Below are 17,347 nucleotides of genomic sequence, written 5' to 3'. Positions count from 1 at the left end.
CCGGGTGCTGTTGAAGGACGCCCCGATCCTGGTGCTGGACGAGGCGACCTCGGCGCTGGATTCGGAAGTGGAAGCGGCCATCCAGGACAACCTGGACGAGTTGATGGCCGGCAAGACGGTGATCGCGATCGCGCACCGCTTGTCGACCATCGCGCGCATGGACCGGTTGGTGGTGATGGACCAGGGCCGGATCGTGGAAACCGGTACCCACGCCGAACTGGTGGCCGCCGGTGGTCTGTATGCGCGCTTGTGGGCACGGCAGACCGGTGGATTCGTGGCCGCTGACGCGTAGGGCCGGCCCATCGGAAGGGAGAAGAACAAAAAAACGGCCCGGGTCACCCCGGGCCGTTTGCCTGTCTGACGAGGAACGAGGCAGTTCTTACTCGATCGGCTGGTCCAGCATCAGCTGGCGCGCGAAACGCACCGGCGGTGCGCCGTAGGACAGCATCTGGTCGTGGTAGGCCTTCAGGTTGAACTTCGCGCCCAGCTTGTCCTGCATCGCCTTGCGCGTATCGAAATGCTCCTGCGCGCCCACGAAGTAGGTCGGCAGCTGCGCCGACGTCAACTGCGCGCGTACCCACTTGCCCGACGCCTCGCTTTCCTGCTGGAACGCATCGTGCGTCATCAGGTGCATCGCCTGCTCACGCGACCAGTTGTCCACGTGCACGCCCTGGTCCAGGATCGCGTTGGAAATGGTGCGCAGGTAGAACTTCAACTGCACCAGATGGAACAGCGGATCGTTGTCCAGGTAGCCCTGCTCCTGCATCATCCGCTCGGTGTAGACCGCCCAGCCTTCGGCAAACAGCCCCGAGCGCAGCACCGCGCGCAGCGTCGACGGGAACTTGCCCGAATGCCAGCCTTCCAGGTAATGCCCCGGCGTGCCCTCGTGGATGCTCAGCAGGTGGATCATCCGGCTGTTGTATTCGCGCAGGAACGAATCGACCTGCTTGTCGCTCCAGTCATCGGGAATGGGCGACACCGCGTAGAACGTCTTCAGGTTCTTGTCCAGCGGACCGGGCGAATCGCAGTAGGCTACCGCCACGCCACGCTGGAATTCCGGCATCAGGATGATGTCCACCGGCGAATCGGGCAGCGTCATCAGGTCATGCTTGCGCACGAACTCGGTGGACTGCGCCAAGGCCGCCTTGGCATCGTCCACCACCTTGTCGCGCGCCGGCTTGTCCGCGTAGGCCAGTTCCAGCGCGGCTTCGATCGCGGCCTGCTGCTGGTCGTCGCTCGGGTTGGCCGGCAGGGCCGGTGCGCCCGGCTTGTCCTTCAGCACCGTCTGCGCGATGCCGTACATGTCCTGGCGTACGCGCTTGAGTTCGGCGCGCGCGCGCTCGCCGATTTCCGCACGCGACAGCGACGAGCTCAGCGCGAACTTCAGCTTCTGGTCGTACAGCTCGGCACCGATGCGGAAGTCGCCCTTGGCGTTGGGCACCAGCGTCTTGTCCAGCCAGGTCTGCTGTTCTTCCACGGCCTTCTTCAGGCCGTCGATGGCTGCCTGCAGGCGCTTGCCGTCTTCGGCCGGCAGCTCGCCGATGTGCGGGGTGATGAACGTATCGACGATGCTCAGGATGCCGCGGTTCTGCTTGGCCACGGTCTCGGCATGGATCTTCGGCACGCGCGCCGGATCCAGGTTTTCACGGGCCTGGGCGAAGATCTGCGGCAGCTTCTCCATGCGCGCGGTGGCCGACTTCAGGCGATCGGGCAGCGGGGCGAACTCACGCGCCATCAGCCCGTACAGCGCGCTGCCGGCCATGCCGTTGTAGATCTGCGGGTCCCACTTGGACGACTGCAGCACCTCGGCGCTCCAGATTTCCGACTGCAGCTGGTTGCGCAGGATCGCCGCGTCCACCTGGTTCTCGCGCGAGAGCTTGCTCACATCGATCCGGTCCAGGTCGCCGACCAGGCCCTTGTAGGCGGTCAGCACCTTCTGCTGCCCGGCCGCGCTGAGGTCGTCGATCTCGCTGTCATAGCGGTGGTCGCCGATCTGGGTGGCGCTGATCGGGGACAGCTGCATCCAGGTATCCAGGGCGCGCTTGGACAGGTCGGCGAACGCGGCATCGACCGCGGCATCGCCGGCGGTGGCCGGGGCCTGGGTGCCGGTTGCGACGGGCGGGGCGTCGGCCTGCTGGCAACCGCCGAGGGCGGCGATCAGGGCGAGGGCGAGAAGATGCTGGCGCATCGGCGATCCTGTGCTGTGGTCAATCCCCGAGCATAGGCCCAGCGGCCCGGCCGTGCCCGTGCCATTGGATTACCATGGCCCTTTGATCGGGAGGGTGCGCCATGCAGTACGAAGGGAGCTGTCATTGCGGGCAGATCGCGTTCGTGGTGGATGCCGACGCGCCGATCACCGAGGTCCTGGACTGCAACTGTTCGCTGTGCCGCCGCCGCGGTGGCCTGCTGTGGTTCGGCCCGCGCCAGGCCCTGCGGCTGGACACCGATGCGGCCGACGTGGCGACCTACCAGTTCAACCAGCACCACCTGGAACACCACCATTGCCGCACCTGCGGGATCGCCCCGTTCAGCGAGGGCGTGGACCCGCGCAGCGGACAGAAGATGGTCGCGGTGAATGTACGTTGCCTGCCCGGGGTGGACCTGGACGGGCTCAAGATCAATCGATACGACGGAGCGGGCAAATAGTGAAACGGACGATGTGGCGCCTGACCGGCGCGTTGGCAGGGACGCTGGTGCTGGCCTTGGCCGGCTGCAGCCAGAATCATGCGGCCGCCGATGCCGGGGCCGGCGCGGCGGGCGCGGTGGCCTCGCCGGAAGGGGCTGCGCTGGCGTACGAGCACGATATCGACATCCAGCTGGAAGCGGCGCAGATCGGCCCGCGCGTGAAGCAGATCGCCGACGCCTGCCAGTCCGCACGCTTCGGTGACTGCGCGGTGCTGCAGGTCGGCCAGCAGGGCGGCGAGTACCCGACCGGTTCGATCCGGGTGCGGATCGCGCCGAAGGGCGTCGAGCCGATCATCGGGCTGGCCGGGCAGGGCGGGGAAGTCTCCTCGCGCAACACCCATGCCGAAGACCTGGCCCAGCAGGTGGCCGACACCGCGCTGACCAAGGCAAGGCTGGAGAAGGAACACGAACGCCTGCTGGCCTATGAGGACGGCAAGGACGTCAAGATGGCCGACCTGCTGGTGATCACCCAGCGCCTGTCGGAGATCGAAGCGGGTGTCGAGCAGGCCAACAAGGATGCCGCGCAGCAGCGTCGGCGGATCGATACGCAGCTGGTCACGGTGCAGTTCCACACCCCGGCCGGACAGCGCAGCCGCAGCGAAATCGGCGAGGCCGTGCGCGAATCCGGCGCGATCCTCACCTCCAGCGTGGCCTTCCTGATCCGCGCGGTATCGGCGCTGTTGCCGGTGGCCGTGGTGCTGTGGCTGCTTGGCTGGATCGGCTTGAAGCTGTGGCGCCGCCGCAAACGCGCCAACGCCAACAACGTTTGATTGAACGCGCGGTGCCGGACGCGCCGGCACCGCCGCGGCTCAGCCTTCGTCGTGCTCGTACTCGACGAACACATCCAGTTCCAGCGCCAGTTCCTGCACGGCATCACGCACGCGCTGGGCGCCGAGGGCATTGCCTACTTCCACTTCGAGTTCGTGGATGCCCGGGCCGATGTCGTCGGACAGGCCGGCCGAGCTGGAATCGTCGTCATCCATGTGCGGCATCAGGTCGTCGGTTTCCTCGACATGCTCGATGCCTTCGATGCTCTGCAGCAGGTCGGTGATGGCACGCGCATCGTCTTCGCTGCCAGTGATTCGGAGTCGCAACAGGGCCATGGAATGCGCCTTGGGGGAAAGGAACTCCAGCCTAGCCAGCACGTGGAAAAGACGGGGTGAGGATGGCGCGCGCTAGCGTGGCGGGGACGGCGCGGGCCGGCCCAGCAGTTCGTCCGGCAACGCCGGTATCGGCGTGCGTTCGTCCAGCGCCTCGCGCCGGAGCCAGTCCATGAACGCCAGCGCGGTCGGGCTGAGCGGTCGGTGTTCGGCATGTACCACGTAGTAGGCGTAGCGCGCCTTGAGCGCCGGCCCGGGCAGGCGCACCAGTTCGTAGCGCTGCAGGTAGGGCTGGGCGATGTGCTTGCGCGCCAGCACCGCACCGATGCCGTACACCGCCGCACGCATCGCATCGGTGCTGTCGCTGAAGGAGTGCACCGAGGGCAGTTCCAGCCCGCGCACCCCGGCAGCCCGGAACCAGTCGCGCCAGCCCTGTGGTGACATGTCGCTGATCAGCGGCAGTGCGGCGATCTGCGCGGGCTCGCGCAGCGCGGCCACGCCGGCCAGCGCGGGCGAGGCGACCGGCTGCAGTTCGTCGTCCATCAGGTGGTGCGCGCGCAGTCCCGGCCATTGTCCCAGCCCGTAACGGATGCCCAGTTCCGGCCCGTTCTCGTCGAAGCGCACCAGCTCGGTACTGGTCTGCAGCTCGATCCGCACCTGCGGATGCCGGGCGGTGAAGCGCGCCAGCCGCGGTACCAGCCAGCAGTACGACAGCGAGCGGATGGTGGTGACCCGCAACGGCACGATGTCCGCCTGCGGGTGCAGGTTGCCGGCCACCGCATTGAGATCACTCAGCGCCCCGGCGGCCGCGTCGGCCAGCTGGCGCCCTTCGGCGGTCAACCGGACCCCGCGCGCGTGGCGCTGGAACAGCACCGTGCCGAGCACGTCTTCAAGCTTGCGCACGTGATGGCTGACCGCACTGGCGGTGAGGTGCAGTTCTTCGGCGGCATGGGCGAAATTCTGGTGGCGCGCGGCAACCGCGAACACCCCCAGTGCAGGCAGCAGGGCGGGGCGCAGGATCATGGTCGAGACCCAAACAAGATTTGTGGCTTGCACGGATACTACGCGCTTGTGGGCCTGCGCAGTCAGGCGGATGCTGTGTCCCTGTCCTCCGGAGCCACCCCCATGTTGCCGTCCGCGCATGCCGCCCAGCCACGCATCTGCCTGTTCACTGGGAGCCGGCGATGAGCTGCGCACCGCTGGCCGGCGCGGCGCTCGAGCGCGACTGGCGCACCCCGCTGGAGTTGACCGTGCTCGGCGCGATCTGGGGCTGCTCGTTCCTGTTCATGCGGGTGGCGGTGCCCAGTTTCGGCCCGTACGCGCTGGTCGAAGTGCGCCTGCTGCTGGGCGCGCTCGTGCTGCTGCCGTTCCTGTGGCAGGCCCGCGCCCGGTTCCCGGCACGGCGCTGGCTGTGGCTGGCCCCGATCGGGGTGATCAACTCGGCGATTCCGTTCGTGCTGTTCGCCTGGGCCGCACAACGTGCGCCGGCGGCGATCGGGGCGATCTGCAACGCGATGACCGTGCTGTTCGCCGCGCTGATCGCGTTCCTGTTTTTTGGCGAAAAAATCGGGATGCGCCGCGCCATCGCCCTGCTGGTCGGCTTCGCCGGCGTGGTGGTGCTGGCCACTGCCAAGGTGTCCGGCCTGAGCATCGGCGCGGCGGTGGTCGCCGGCGCACTGGCCGCCTTGCTGTACGGCCTGGGCGTGAACCTGGTCAAGCGCCACATGAGCGGCCTGCCGCCGGCCGCGTCCGCCGGCGCCACCCTGGGCTGCGCGGCCATCGCCCTGTTGCCGATGGCCCTCACCCACTGGCCGACCGCCCCGATCCCGGCCTTGTCCTGGACCTGCGCGATTGCCCTGGGCGTGGTCTGCACCGGCCTGGCCTTCCTGATGTTCTACCGCCTCATCGCCCGCGTCGGCCCGGCCCGCGCCTCCACCGTCACCTACCTCGTCCCGATGTTCGGCGCGCTGTTCGCCTGGCTGTTCCTGGGCGAACCGGTGACCGGGGCCATGGTCGTGGCCGGCGCCCTGATCCTCGGCAGCGTCGCAGCGTCGCAGAAGCGCTGAGCCCGGCTGGTCCGCGTGCAGCCACCCATGGGGTGGCTCTACGCAGGCCCGCAGCACGGTAGAGCCGAGCCACGCTCGGCTGCCCCACCCCTTACCGCACCGGCACCGCGATATTGCAAAGGTCGATATGCCCGGCCGGGCGCTTGTAGAAATCGTCCACCCGGTTGCGCCGCGCCTCCACCACGTCGGCGAACGTCTTCGATTCGGTGCGCAGCACCTCCAGCTTCGGCCGCTGCGCCGCCGGTACATCGGTGGCCCGCTGGATCGAGGTGATCGGGATGCGCTGCGCCGCATCGGCATAGAAGCCCATCGGCGCCGGCCCACGCGGCAACGCGCTCAACAGCTCCATGCCCTGCAGCACCCGTCCCACCACCGTGATGTTGCGGTCCAGCTGCCGTGGCGACTGCCCCGTCACCACATACAGTTCCGCGCCGATGCTGCTGTCTTCCTCGTTGCTGCGGCCCGCGCCCAGCGTCCCGTAGCAGTGCGCCAGCCAGGTCTTGCCATCCTTGCGGTCCTGGCCCACCGCGAAACCGTCCACGAACCCGGTCTGGTCGGCCCACCCATCGCGATCGGGCAGCACGCTGACCTTCAGGCCGGCGCTGTCGCGCTGGAACTCGGCCGGAAGTTTGCGTTTGGCCGTGCCCAATGGCTTGGCCTTGGCCGCATCGTCGGCATCGATATCGCCGAACTGCACTACGAAATTGTCCTGCACCCGGTACACGGTTTCGCCGTCCCAGAAGTGTTCGTGCGCCAACGTCTGGATATTGGCCACATGCTGCGGCGCGAACGCCGGGGCCAGTTCGATGATGACCTGGCCCTTCTCCAGGTTCATGTACAGCAGGTTGGCCGGGTCCGGCGTGCGCCAGTCGCTGGCGGGCGAAGCGTCCAGGATCTGCTGCGGGCTGCGGTAGGGCGTGGCCGCGCTGGCGGCCAGCGGGAGGGTGCAGGCCAGGGCGAGGGCGAGCAGGGCAGGACGACGTGGCGACATGGCAAACCCGTTCAGGACGTGTCCCGGGATTGTGCGCGAAGCGCCCGCGCATCCGCCAGCGACGGGGCCTCCAACCGGCACGGTGACTAACGACACATTCGCTATAGCTGACTTCACACTAGTGTTGACTCCACGCTAGCTGGAGAAGCCGATGAGCGACCACGAGGCCCACCTCAAGAAGTTCCAGAAAGAGCTCAGCGCCGGCACCGTCTCGCTGGCTCTGCTGGCGGTGCTGGCCAAGGCCGGCGAGCCGCTCTATGGCTACCTGATCGCCAAGGAGCTGGAGCGGGTCGGGGAGGGCGTGCTGAGCGGCAAGCAGAGCGCGCTGTACCCGGTGCTGCGCAACCTGGAAGGGGCCGGGTTGCTGGAAAGCCATGTCGAACCGTCGATGGCCGGACCGCCGCGACGCTACTACCGCATCAACGAACGTGGTCGCCAGGTACTGGAGCTGTGGACCCAGGCCTGGCGCGCCACCCGAGATTCCGTCGATTCCGTGTTGGAGGGGGTACTGCAATGAACGACCAGACCACGACGGGCAGCAGCCTGCCCACCACCATTCCGCAGTACCTGGCGCAGTTGCGCGCGGCGCTGCACGACGCCGACCCGGCGATGGTGCAGGACGCCCTGTACGACGCCGAGGAATACCTGCGCTCGGAGCTGGCCGCGCAGCCCGGTCGCAGCGAGGCCGAGGTGATCGCCGATGTCGCCGGCAGCTATGGCGCGCCGGAGGAGGTCGCCGAGATCTACCGCGAAACCGAAATCACCGTGAACCGCGCGCTGCGCACCCCCAGCGCCGGCGCGACGCCGTTGCGTCGGGCCACGGCGGTCGGTGCGGGTGCCGATACCCCTGGCAGCGGCGTAGCGCCGCCGGCACCGGCACCGGTCAAGCCGCGTGGCGTGCTGGCGCGCTTCTTCGGCGTCGCCCTGGAGGCACGGACCTATGGCGCGCTGTTCTACATGCTGCTATCGCTGGCCACCGGCACGTTCTTCTTTACCTGGGTGGTCACCGGCCTGTCGTTGTCGCTGGGGCTGATGGTGCTGATCATCGGCATCCCGATCGCGGTGCTGTTCTTCGGCTCGGTGCGCGGCCTGTCGCTGCTGGAGGGACGCCTGGTGGAAGCGCTGCTCGGTGAGCGCATGCCGCGCCGGCCGACCTATTCCGACCGTAGCCGCAGCTGGCTGCAGCGGATCGGCGACATGTTCACCGACGGCCGCACCTGGCTGACCCTGCTGTACTTCACGCTGATGCTGCCGCTGGGCATCGTGTACTTCACCATCGCCACCACGCTGCTGTCGGTGTCGCTGGGCTTCATCTGGGCACCGGTGGCGGCGTTGATCTCGCCGGAGTATGTGGGGATCCATATCGACGGCACCCAGATGCTGCCGCTCTGGGTGACCCCGCTGCTGGCGGTGGTGGGCGTGGTACTGCTGTTTGCGACCCTGCACCTGGCGCGCGGCATCGGTCACCTGCACGGGATGATGGCCAAGCACCTGCTGGTGCGGTTGTAAGGCGACCTTGATCCGGGCACAAACAAAACAGGGTAGTGCCGGCCGCTGGCCGGCTCCCCGCGAGGCAGGGACGGTAGTGCCGGCCGCTGGCCGGCTCCCCGCGATGCAGGCCGGTAGTGCCGGCCGCTGGCCGGCTCCCCACGATGCAGGCCGGTAGTGCCGGCCGCTGGCCGGCTCCCCGCGATGCAGACCGGTAGTGCCGGCCGCTGGCCGGCTCCCCGCGATGCAGGCCGGTAGAGCCGGCCGCTGGCCGACTCCCCGCGATGCAGGCCGGTAGTGCCGGCCGCTGGCCGGCTCCCCGCGACGCAGGACGGTAGTGCCGGCCGCTGGCCGGCTCCCCGCGATGCAGGACGGAAGAGCAGCCGGCCAGCGGCCGGCACTACCCTGACCGTGTGGGTGTCAGCTTGCCTTGCGGCGCAGCGGGGTCACGTTGCTGGCGATCTTGGCCGCTTTCTTCGGCTTGGCGTTCGCCGGCTGCGCATGCGCGGCGAAGAAGTCCCGGACCTTCGGGTACACGGTTTCGCGCCAGCGACGCCCGCTGAAGATGCCGTAATGGCCGGCGCCCTCGACGATGAAATGCTCGCGATGCTCGGCCGGGATGCCGCTGCACAATGCCTGCGCCGCTTCGGTCTGGCCCAGCCCGGCGATATCGTCCAGCTCGCCTTCGATGCTCAACAGCGCGGTGCCGGTGATCGCCGTCGGATCGACGCGCTCGCCGTTGACGAACCACTCGCCGCGCGGCAGCAGGAAGTCCTGGAACACCACCTGGATCGTGTCCAGGTAGTACTTGGCCGGCATGTCCAGGACAGCGTTGTATTCGTCGTAGAAACGGCGGTGCGCATCGGCATCTTCCATGTCGCCCTTGACCAGGTCGGCGTAGAAATCCCAGTGCGAACTGAAGTGCCGGCTCGGGTTCATCGACAGGAAGCCTGCATGCTGCAGGAACCCCGGATAGACCCGCCGACCGGCGCCGGGGTAGGTGCCCGGCACGGTGTGGATGACGTTGTTCTCGAACCACGACAACGGGTTCTGCGTGGCCAGGTTGTTGACGGCGGTCGGGCTGCAACGCGCATCGATCGGGCCGCCCATCATCACCAGCGTGCGCGGGGTCGGCTCGCCGCGGCTGGCCATCAGCGACACCGCCGCCAGTACCGGCACGGTGGGCTGGCACACGCTCACCACATGCAGTTTGTTCGCGCCGAGATGGCGGATGAACTCCTGCACGTAGGCGATGTAATCGTCGAGGCCGAACTCGCCCTCGCTGCCCGGCACCATGCGCGCATCGACCCAGTCGGTGACATACACGCGGTGGTCGCGCAGCAGCGTGCGCACGGTGTCGCGCAGCAGCGTGGCGTGGTGGCCCGACAACGGCGCCACCACCAGCACGAACGGCTGGTTGAGCATGGTGTGCAGCTGTTCGGCTTCGTTGCTGTGGCGCTTGAAGCGCAGCAGCTTGCAGAACGGCTTGCTTACTTCCTCGTGCACCACGATCGGCACGCGCTCGCCATCGACCTCGATTTCGTTGATGCCCCACTCGGGCTTCTCGTAATCCTTGCCGATGCGATGGAACAGCTCATTCACCGCGGACAGGCGATCCGCGCCGGGCATCTGCGACCACCAGTGTCCCTGGTTGGCGAAGAACTTGGCGTTGGCCTGGGCCTGGTGCACCCACGGGGCGAGCATGTTGCGGGTCAACTCATGCAGCTGATAGAGCATGGCGTCCGAATATGTATGGTCTTATGTTGCCGCGCAGCATAACCCACCGCCGCGATCGGCGCCTTAATACGGGGGGCGTCTCATTTGTTGTAGAGATTCAGCGGTCCGCGCGCTCCAGCGCCGCCGCATGGCCGGTCAGCGCCGGCGACAGCCAGCAGTGCGAACCCAGCGCGGTGAAGCCTGCCTTTGCAAGGTTGCTCCGGTACCAGCGCGACGGTCGGGCCTGGAACCCCTCATGGTCGCCGTCGAAATCGTCTTCGGCGCTGAATGCCTCCAGGAACGCCACCCCGCCGGTGAGTTCGGCGAAACCGTCCAGCGCGGGGCGCAGCTCGCGGCTGGGCACGTAGTGCATCACGTCCGAGCAGACCAGCAGATCGACCGGCGCGCACGGCCGCAGCCAGGCAAAGTCGCCCACCTTGGCCAGGTGCAGGTTGCGGCTGCGACCAAAACGCTGCACCGCGTATTCGCTGCTGTCAAAGCCCAGGTACTGCACGCGCGGGCGCAGCTTGAGCAGCAGCGCGCGCCAGGCGCCTTCGCCACAGCCGATATCGAGCACGCTGCGGATCGGCCGTTCCAGGTAGTACTCGGCACTGGCCACGGCCAGCGCGACCTTGCGCGCCAGGCGTGCGGCACCGCCGGTCTGGTCGGCCTGGTACCAGTGCTGGAAGTAGGCGGCGTCGTAGGTCTTGTCCATGGCGGGTGGGCACAGTCGTGAAAACGGCGCTTATCGTACGGCCTGGCGCTGCGGGATGCGTGGTGATGGTGTGTCGATTGGTCGCGGCCGCGCGCCATGGGGTGGTCCCATCGGGGCATGCGAGAATGGCGGCCACCTTACGCCAGCCGCCGGAGCAAGCGCATGCAGTCCTACTACTGGGTAAAAACCTTCCACCTGCTGTTCGTGGTGGCGTGGATGGCGGCGGTGTTCTACCTGCCGCGGATCCTGGTCAACCTCAGCGAGACCGCCGGCCAGCTGCCGGTGACCGAGCGCCTGCAGCTGATGGGCCTGCGCCTGTACAAGTTCGGCCACATGATGTTCGGCCTGGCGCTGATCCTGGGGCTGGTGCTGTGGCTGGGCTACAAGGTGATTCCCGATTTCCCGACGATGGTTGCACCCGGAGCGGCCGGCTGGCTGCACGCCAAGCTCGGGCTGGTGGTGCTGCTGCTGGTGTATTACACGTGGACCGGGCGCCTGTTGAAGGGCAGCCTGCGCGGCAAGTCGTTGCCGTCCTCGCGCGCGCTGCGCTGGTTCAACGAGCTGCCGCTGGTGCTGTTCATCGGCGTGGTGTGGCTGGTACTGGCCAAGCCGTTCTGAAAGACCGGTCGAGGCGCTGGCCACCGCGCCCGGGGAGTGCCGGCCGCTGGCCGGCTGCCCAGGGTGTCCAGGCGTATTGGGAGCCGGCCAGCGGCCGGCACTACCGGTAGGCAATCGTCGCCGTGGAGATCGTCCGGCCGTCGCCGCGGCCACGGCCGATGCGCGGTCCGCGCTACGCGTCCTCCCGGGCCGCGCATTGAAAAGCCGGACGCTTTCGCGTCCGGCTTCTTTCATCGTCGACCCCGCAGCGTGGGCTCAGACCGTTTCGTAGGTGCCGTAGCTGCGCAGGCGCTCGTAGCGCTTGGCCAGCAGTTCGTCCACCGACAGCTTCTGCAGTTCGTCCAGCTCGTTGAGCAGCACGGCCTTCAGGCGCTTGCCCATCTGGTTCGGGTTGCGGTGGGCGCCACCGGTCGGCTCGCGCACGACCTTGTCGATCAGGCCCAGGCCCTTCAGGCGCGGGGCGGTCATGCCCAGCTGCTCGGCGGCGTCCTTGGCCTTGCCGGCGTCCTTCCACAGGATCGAGGCGCAGCCTTCGGGGGTGATGGTGGAATACACGCTGTATTCGAGCATCACGGTGCGGTCGCCCACGCCGAGGGCGAGGGCGCCACCGGAGCCGCCTTCACCGATCACGGTGCAGATCACCGGCACCTTCAGCTCGGCCATTTCCAGCAGGTTGCGCGCGATCGCTTCGGACTGGCCGCGCGATTCGGCGTCGATGCCCGGCCAGGCGCCGGCGGTGTCGATCAGGGTCAGCACCGGCAGGCCGAAACGTTCAGCCATCTTCATCAGGCGCAGCGCCTTGCGGTAGCCCTCCGGCTTGGGCATGCCGAAGTTGCGCTTGATCTTTTCCTTGGTATCGCGGCCCTTCTGGTGCCCGATCAGCATCACCGACCGGCCGCCGATGCGGGCCAGGCCGCCCATGATGGCCTTGTCGTCGGCGAAGGCGCGGTCGCCGGCCAGTTCCTGGAACTCATCGCAGAAGATGCGGATGTAGTCGGCGGTGTACGGGCGCGAGGGGTGGCGGGCCAGCTGCAGGATCTGCCACGAGGACAGGTTGCGGAAGATCTGCGCGGTGCGCACGCGCAGCTTGTCCTGCAGGGCATGCACCTCGGCCTCGACATTGACCGCAGGGCCTGCGCTGGCACTGCGCAGTTCCTGGATCTTCGCCTCCAGATCAGCGATGGGTTGCTCGAAGTCGAGGTAGTTCGGATTCATCGGAAGCCGTCGTGAAGAAAAGAGGGAAAGTGTAGCCGAATGCGCCGAAAAGCCCCGTACGCCCTCGTCTGGAAACCGACGGTAGCGCAGCGGGGCGGGGCGCGCCAGTCAGCTCAGGGCACCACCAGCGCGGCACTGCCCATCAGGGTGCCGCGGGTATGCACGAAGGTGTTGTAGGCCGTATTGGCCTCCACCGGCAGGCGCGAGCCCAGCGATGCGGTGGCGGCAGTGAAGGCCATCTGCGCCTGCAGCGCCTCCTGCTGCAGCTGCAGCTGGGCGTCGGCGGTGGTGGCCGTGAGGTAGCGCGCGTACAGCTCGCGCAGGGGGCCGGCATGGGCCTCGAAGACCGGGTCCAGCGGCGGCAGCGTGGTGGGGGCCGCCTCCAGCGTGTAGTGCGGCGGCTGGTAGCCCGCCGGTTGCTGGCGTCGGTAGGCGCCGGGCTGGCCGGCATTGGCCTCGGCATAGGCGATGAAGTCGGCGGCGGTGAAGATCTTGGTGCTGATCCGGCCGCCGCTCTCGTCCACGTGGGCCACGGTCTGTTCGTCCGGGAACGGCTCGCGCACGCCGAACGTCCACGCCTGGTCGATGAACAGTGCATGGGTGGTGCTGTACGGGCCGTCGAAGCCGACCCCGCCCAGTTCGATGTGGTTGCCGGGGGCGCCGAAGTGCGTGAGCTTGTCTTCGTCGGTGACGTAGATCGCGCTGGCGATCACGTACTCGCCCAGGGTCGGGTTGATCAGACCGCCCTTGCCACGTGCGTAGACGATGAACCGTACATCGCCCAGGGCCGGGGTCTGCAGGTGATGCTCGCCGGGCTTGAGCTTGACCGGGCGCGAAGCGTGCGCGGCGATCGGCAGTTCGTTGCCGTCGATGCGCAGGGTCAGCGGGGTATCGCCCGGGTTGTCGATCTCGAAGGTCTGGGACGGGCTGGAACAGCCGGTGACGGCAACGGCTGCCAGCAGCAGCACGGTCAAACGCTTGATCAAAACAAGGTACCTGTAGTGCGGAGGGCGCGGGTCAGTTGGCCCACGGCGGGCTGTAGCGCACCTTCAGGGTGCGTACGGCGGGATCGGCGCGCAGGGCGTCGACCAGGTGGCTGTCCACGCGCACGGCGGTATCGCCGGCCACGTCGAGCATGCCGGCCACCGGTCCCTGTTCGGAACCGAGCAGCAGATCCAGGCGCAGCGGGGTGCGGCCGGGGCGGTGGCGGTCCAGCAGCGCGTTGATCCGCGACCACGCCGGGTCGCCCTGGCGCAGGTCCAGGCGCAGCGACAGGCGCGTGGCGTAGTTGGCGCAGACCTCGTCGTAATCCCAGCACTGGCGCAGGCGCAACGCGTAGCCGCCGTTGAATTCGTCTTCGCGCAGGCCGCCCTTGACGATCAGGATGCGGTCCTTGGTCATCAGGTGGCCGAACTCGGCCAGGCCGTCGGTGAACGCACTGCACTCCACGCGGCCCTTGCTGTCTTCCAGCTGCATGAAGACCTGGCTTTCACCCTTGCGGCGCACGCCGACCACCTGGCCGGCCAGGATCACCGGCGTCTCCTGGCGCCACGCGCGCTTCTCGCCATCCTTGCTCGGGCGCGCTGGCGGAATCAGGCGTTCGAGCATGCCCAGATCGGTGCCGACCAGTTCCTTGACGTCCTCGGCGTAGGGATCGAACGGGTGGCCGCTCAGGTAGAAGCCGAGCGTGTCGCGTTCGCCATCGAGGAGCTGGCCCAGTGCCCATTCCTTGGCTTCGGGCAGGTCCAGCTGCATCGCGGTGCTCTTCGGGCTGGGCGCGCCGAACAGCGAATTCTGCCCGGAGGCCTTCTCGCGGGTGATCTGGTCGGTGGCCTTGAGCACTTCAGGCAACTGCAGCATCAACGAGGCGCGGTTCTTGCCCAGGCCGTCCATCGCGCCGCAGTTGATCATCGCTTCGAGCGTGCGCCGGTTGAGCTTGCCCGACTCGGCGCGCATGCAGAAATCCAGCAGCGATTCGTACGGGCCGCCGCGCTGGCGTTCTTCCACCACCGCTTCGCACGCACCCTGGCCGACGCCCTTGATCGCCCCGAGGCCGTACTGGATGGTGTCGGCGCTGGATGCCTCGAACATGTAGGCCGAGTCGTTGACCCGCGGCGGCAGCACGGTCAGGCCGAGGTTGCGCACCTCGGCCAGGAAGCCGACCACCTTGTCGGTGTTGTCCATGTCCGACGACAGCGTCGCGGCCATGAACTCGGCCGGGTAGTGACGCTTGAGCCAGGCGGTCTGGTAGCTGACCAGCGCGTAGGCGGCGGCGTGCGACTTGTTGAAGCCGTAGCCGGCGAACTTTTCCATCAGGTCGAAGATCGCGTCGGCCTTGGCCTCGCTGACCCCGTCCTTGGCCGCACCTTCGCGGAAGATTTCGCGGTGCTTGGCCATTTCGGCCGGCACCTTCTTGCCCATCGCACGACGCAGCAGATCGGCGCCGCCCAGCGAGTAACCGCCGACGATCTGCGCCATCTGCATGACCTGCTCCTGGTACACCATGATGCCGTAGGTGTCTTTCAGGATCGCTTCGGTGCGCGGATCGGGGTAGATGATTTCTTCCTGCCCGTGCTTTCGCGCGTTGAAGGACGGAATCAGGTCCATCGGGCCGGGGCGGTACAGCGACACCAGCGCGATGAGATCTTCAAAGCGGTCAGGACGCGCGTCTTTCAGCAGGCGGCGCATGCCCGAGGATTCGAACTGGAACACCGCGCCGGTGTTGCCGTTGGCGAAGATGTCCTTGTAGGTGGCCGCGTCGTCCAGCGGCAGCGCGGTGATGTCCACCGGCGGAATGCCCGCGCGCGCGTGGCGCTTGTTGATCGCCTTGACCGCCCAGTCGATGATCGTCAGCGTGCGCAGGCCGAGGAAGTCGAACTTCACCAGGCCGATTTCTTCGACGTCGTTCTTGTCGAACTGGGTGACCGGGTTACGGCCGCGGCCGCCTTCGTCGTGTTCGGCGAACAGCGGGCAGAACTCGGCCAGCGGTTCGGGCGCGATCACCACGCCGCCGGCGTGCTTGCCGGCGTTGCGGGTGAGGTCTTCGAGCTGGCGGGCCAGGTCGATCAGGTCGCGGACATCGTCTTCGTTCTGGTAGCGCTGGATCAGCTCCGGCGAGGCCATTTCCGAGTCCTTGCCTTCCCCCATGGCGTCCTTGAGCGAGATGCCCAGGATGTTGGGGATCAGCTTGGAGACGCCGTCGACCAAGCCATACGGGAAGCCGAGTACGCGCCCGGAGTCGCGCACCACCGCCTTGGCGGCCATGGTGCCGTAGGTGATGATCTGGCTGACGCGGTCGCGGCCGTACTTGCGCGCGACGTAGTCGATGACTTCGTCGCGGCGGTCCATGCAGAAGTCGATGTCGAAGTCGGGCATCGACACGCGTTCGGGGTTGAGGAACCGCTCGAACAGCAGGTTGTACGGGATCGGGTCCAGGTCGGTGATCTGCAGCGCCCAGGCCACCAGCGAACCGGCACCGGAGCCACGGCCGGGGCCGATCGGGATGCCCTGGTTTTTGCCCCACTGGATGAAGTCGGCCACGATCAGGAAGTAGCCGGGGAAGCCCATCTTGATGATGGTGGCCAGTTCGAACTCGAGGCGTTCGACATAGTCGGCGCGGGTCTTGCCCGGCGCCAGCGGGTTCTTTTCCAGGCGCGCGTCCAGGCCCTTGCGCGATTCGCTGCAGATCCAGCTGTCGAGCGTTTCGTCTTCGGGGACCGGGTAGTTGGGCAGGAAGTAGGTGCCCAGGCGCATTTCGATGTTGCAGCGTTCGGCCAGCGCGATGGTGTTGTCGATCGCGTCGGGGATGTCGGCAAACAGCGCGCACATGTCCTCGGCGGACTTGAGGTACTGCTGGTCGCTGTAGTCGCGCGGGCGCTTGGGATCATCCAGGACGCGGCCGGAGGAAATGCAGACGCGCGCTTCGTGGGCGTTGAAATCTTCCGGCTGCAGGAAGCGGACGTCGTTGCTGGCGATGACCGGCAGGCCGCGCTGGCCGGCGGCGAGCAGGGCAAACTGGTTGAAGGCTTCTTCGCCGTCGCGCCCGGTGCGGGTAAGTTCGAGATGCAGTCCGTCGCCGAACACGCGCTGCCAGTCGGCGAGTTGCTGCTCGGCCAGGTCGTGGCGGCCTTCGTTGGCGAGGCGGCCGGCGAGGCTGTCGCGGCCGGCCAGCGCAAACAGGTTGTGGCAGCCGGCCTTGAGCCAATCCGGATGGACGGCCACGCCGCCTTCGGGGCGGTGGCCTTCCATCCACGCGCGGGTGAGCAGGCGGGAGAGGCTGAGGTAGCCTTCGCGGTCGCGGCAGAGCAGGGTCATGCGCCAGGGGGTCATGCCCTCTTCGGCGATCATGATGTCGGCGCCGGCGATGGGCTTGATGCCGACGGTTTCGGCCGCTTTGTAGAACTTGACCAGGGCGAACAGGTTGTTCAGGTCGGTCACTGCCAGGGCAGGCAGTTTCAGTTCGACAGCGCGGCTGAGCAGGTTGGCCTGCTTGGCTTTCTTCGGGTCAGCCTGATCCGGCTTCGCCGGGACACGGATGGTCGAATCCGCCAGCGAAAACTCGGTGTGGACGTGGAGATGTACGAAACGGGAAGTGGACATGCCGGGCCAATGTAATGCCCGGTCAGGGTAGCGGCGCGGGCGTGGACGGACAAGGCTTGACAGGGGTGTTACAGGGGGTGGGGCGGGTTGCTTTGTTCAGGTAGTGGGTGGTGGTGGGTTTAAGGCGACGGCAATGGCAATGGCAATGGCGACG

Annotated in this window: 15 protein-coding genes and 1 pseudogene; 7 read left to right on the top strand and 9 right to left on the bottom strand. The window is 67.5% G+C overall.

Annotated features, from left to right (window positions below):
• Window positions 1-292, top strand: a pseudogene (locus RTO53_RS14545) (multidrug ABC transporter ATP-binding protein); the annotation flags it as partial.
• 87 nt (window positions 293-379) lie between these two features.
• On the opposite strand, the gene RTO53_RS14540 reads toward RTO53_RS14545, so the two are convergent.
• Complete coding sequence (locus RTO53_RS14540) at window positions 380-2,188, bottom strand: DUF885 domain-containing protein (protein ID WP_312238460.1); 1,809 nt, start codon at window positions 2,186-2,188, stop codon at window positions 380-382.
• Window positions 2,189-2,289: 101 nt separating this feature from the next.
• Here RTO53_RS14540 and RTO53_RS14535 point away from each other — a divergent pair, with 101 nt between their 5' ends.
• Complete coding sequence (locus tag RTO53_RS14535; RefSeq protein WP_312238459.1) at window positions 2,290-2,646, top strand: GFA family protein; 357 nt, start codon at window positions 2,290-2,292, stop codon at window positions 2,644-2,646.
• 11 nt (window positions 2,647-2,657) lie between these two features.
• Complete coding sequence (locus tag RTO53_RS14530) at window positions 2,658-3,455, top strand: DUF4349 domain-containing protein (RefSeq protein ID WP_312238461.1); 798 nt, start codon at window positions 2,658-2,660, stop codon at window positions 3,453-3,455.
• Between the two features lie 39 nt (window positions 3,456-3,494).
• On the opposite strand, the gene RTO53_RS14525 is transcribed toward RTO53_RS14530, so the two are convergent.
• A complete protein-coding gene (locus RTO53_RS14525) occupies window positions 3,495-3,788 on the bottom strand; it encodes a hypothetical protein (protein WP_128096839.1) in 294 nt (97 codons plus the stop codon).
• Window positions 3,789-3,860: 72 nt separating this feature from the next.
• A complete protein-coding gene (locus tag RTO53_RS14520) occupies window positions 3,861-4,808 on the bottom strand; it encodes a LysR substrate-binding domain-containing protein (protein ID WP_312238458.1) in 948 nt (315 codons plus the stop codon).
• Between the two features lie 161 nt (window positions 4,809-4,969).
• Between RTO53_RS14520 and RTO53_RS14515 the strand changes: the two genes are divergently transcribed.
• Window positions 4,970-5,851: a DMT family transporter gene (locus tag RTO53_RS14515; RefSeq protein ID WP_312238457.1), complete on the top strand. Its 882-nt coding sequence runs from the start codon at window positions 4,970-4,972 to the stop codon at window positions 5,849-5,851.
• A 91-nt stretch (window positions 5,852-5,942) separates the two neighbouring features.
• On the opposite strand, the gene RTO53_RS14510 is transcribed toward RTO53_RS14515, so the two are convergent.
• Entirely contained in the window at window positions 5,943-6,842 is a 900-nt protein-coding gene (locus RTO53_RS14510) for a peptidylprolyl isomerase (RefSeq protein ID WP_312238456.1), read from the bottom strand.
• 151 nt (window positions 6,843-6,993) lie between these two features.
• Here RTO53_RS14510 and RTO53_RS14505 point away from each other — a divergent pair, with 151 nt between their 5' ends.
• Window positions 6,994-7,359 carry a PadR family transcriptional regulator gene (locus RTO53_RS14505; protein WP_256776822.1) on the top strand — a complete coding sequence of 122 codons (366 nt, stop codon included), beginning with the start codon at window positions 6,994-6,996 and terminating at the stop codon, window positions 7,357-7,359.
• Window positions 7,356-8,351 (top strand): sensor domain-containing protein, encoded by a 996-nt coding sequence (locus RTO53_RS14500; protein WP_312238455.1) that lies wholly within the window; start codon window positions 7,356-7,358, stop codon window positions 8,349-8,351. Before RTO53_RS14505 ends, RTO53_RS14500 begins: the two co-directional genes overlap by 4 nt.
• Before the next feature lie 399 nt (window positions 8,352-8,750).
• On the opposite strand, the gene phaZ is transcribed toward RTO53_RS14500, so the two are convergent.
• On the bottom strand, window positions 8,751-10,067 hold the full coding sequence (gene phaZ, locus RTO53_RS14495) for a polyhydroxyalkanoate depolymerase (RefSeq protein WP_312238454.1): 1,317 nt from the start codon (window positions 10,065-10,067) through the stop codon (window positions 8,751-8,753).
• Window positions 10,068-10,164: 97 nt separating this feature from the next.
• Window positions 10,165-10,761 (bottom strand): class I SAM-dependent methyltransferase, encoded by a 597-nt coding sequence (locus tag RTO53_RS14490; protein ID WP_312238453.1) that lies wholly within the window; start codon window positions 10,759-10,761, stop codon window positions 10,165-10,167.
• Between the two features lie 162 nt (window positions 10,762-10,923).
• Between RTO53_RS14490 and RTO53_RS14485 the strand changes: the two genes are divergently transcribed.
• Complete coding sequence (locus RTO53_RS14485; protein WP_312238452.1) at window positions 10,924-11,379, top strand: CopD family protein; 456 nt, start codon at window positions 10,924-10,926, stop codon at window positions 11,377-11,379.
• A gap of 255 nt (window positions 11,380-11,634) precedes the next feature.
• Here RTO53_RS14485 and RTO53_RS14480 read toward each other — a convergent pair whose 3' ends face one another.
• The 3 genes from RTO53_RS14480 to dnaE form a co-directional block, all read right to left on the bottom strand.
• Window positions 11,635-12,594 (bottom strand): acetyl-CoA carboxylase carboxyltransferase subunit alpha, encoded by a 960-nt coding sequence (locus tag RTO53_RS14480; protein WP_312238451.1) that lies wholly within the window; start codon window positions 12,592-12,594, stop codon window positions 11,635-11,637.
• A gap of 113 nt (window positions 12,595-12,707) precedes the next feature.
• Window positions 12,708-13,580 carry a hypothetical protein gene (locus tag RTO53_RS14475; RefSeq protein WP_312238450.1) on the bottom strand — a complete coding sequence of 291 codons (873 nt, stop codon included), beginning with the start codon at window positions 13,578-13,580 and terminating at the stop codon, window positions 12,708-12,710.
• A gap of 31 nt (window positions 13,581-13,611) precedes the next feature.
• Window positions 13,612-17,193, bottom strand: coding sequence for a DNA polymerase III subunit alpha (gene dnaE, locus RTO53_RS14470; RefSeq protein WP_312238449.1), 3,582 nt, complete (start codon window positions 17,191-17,193; stop codon window positions 13,612-13,614).
• Window positions 17,194-17,347: the final 154 nt, after the last annotated feature.

The sequence above is a fragment of the Stenotrophomonas sp. genome, from assembly GCF_031995405.1.
Taxonomy (GTDB): Bacteria; Pseudomonadota; Gammaproteobacteria; order Xanthomonadales; family Xanthomonadaceae; genus Stenotrophomonas.
This window is presented reverse-complemented; position numbering and strand designations above follow the sequence as displayed.

Bases quoted from the DNA above. Each gene is read 5' to 3' on its own strand.
- RTO53_RS14540 (WP_312238460.1), bottom strand. From the start codon at position 2,188: ATGCGCCAGCATCTTCTCGCCCTCGCCCTGATCGCCGCCCTCGGCGGT.
- RTO53_RS14535 (WP_312238459.1), top strand. From the start codon at position 2,290: ATGCAGTACGAAGGGAGCTGTCATTGCGGGCAGATCGCGTTCGTGGTG.
- RTO53_RS14530 (WP_312238461.1), top strand. From the start codon at position 2,658: ATGTGGCGCCTGACCGGCGCGTTGGCAGGGACGCTGGTGCTGGCCTTG.
- RTO53_RS14525 (WP_128096839.1), bottom strand. From the start codon at position 3,788: ATGGCCCTGTTGCGACTCCGAATCACTGGCAGCGAAGACGATGCGCGT.
- RTO53_RS14520 (WP_312238458.1), bottom strand. From the start codon at position 4,808: ATGATCCTGCGCCCCGCCCTGCTGCCTGCACTGGGGGTGTTCGCGGTT.
- RTO53_RS14515 (WP_312238457.1), top strand. From the start codon at position 4,970: ATGAGCTGCGCACCGCTGGCCGGCGCGGCGCTCGAGCGCGACTGGCGC.
- RTO53_RS14510 (WP_312238456.1), bottom strand. From the start codon at position 6,842: ATGTCGCCACGTCGTCCTGCCCTGCTCGCCCTCGCCCTGGCCTGCACC.
- RTO53_RS14505 (WP_256776822.1), top strand. From the start codon at position 6,994: ATGAGCGACCACGAGGCCCACCTCAAGAAGTTCCAGAAAGAGCTCAGC.
- RTO53_RS14500 (WP_312238455.1), top strand. From the start codon at position 7,356: ATGAACGACCAGACCACGACGGGCAGCAGCCTGCCCACCACCATTCCG.
- phaZ (WP_312238454.1), bottom strand. From the start codon at position 10,067: ATGCTCTATCAGCTGCATGAGTTGACCCGCAACATGCTCGCCCCGTGG.
- RTO53_RS14490 (WP_312238453.1), bottom strand. From the start codon at position 10,761: ATGGACAAGACCTACGACGCCGCCTACTTCCAGCACTGGTACCAGGCC.
- RTO53_RS14485 (WP_312238452.1), top strand. From the start codon at position 10,924: ATGCAGTCCTACTACTGGGTAAAAACCTTCCACCTGCTGTTCGTGGTG.
- RTO53_RS14480 (WP_312238451.1), bottom strand. From the start codon at position 12,594: ATGAATCCGAACTACCTCGACTTCGAGCAACCCATCGCTGATCTGGAG.
- dnaE (WP_312238449.1), bottom strand. From the start codon at position 17,193: ATGTCCACTTCCCGTTTCGTACATCTCCACGTCCACACCGAGTTTTCG.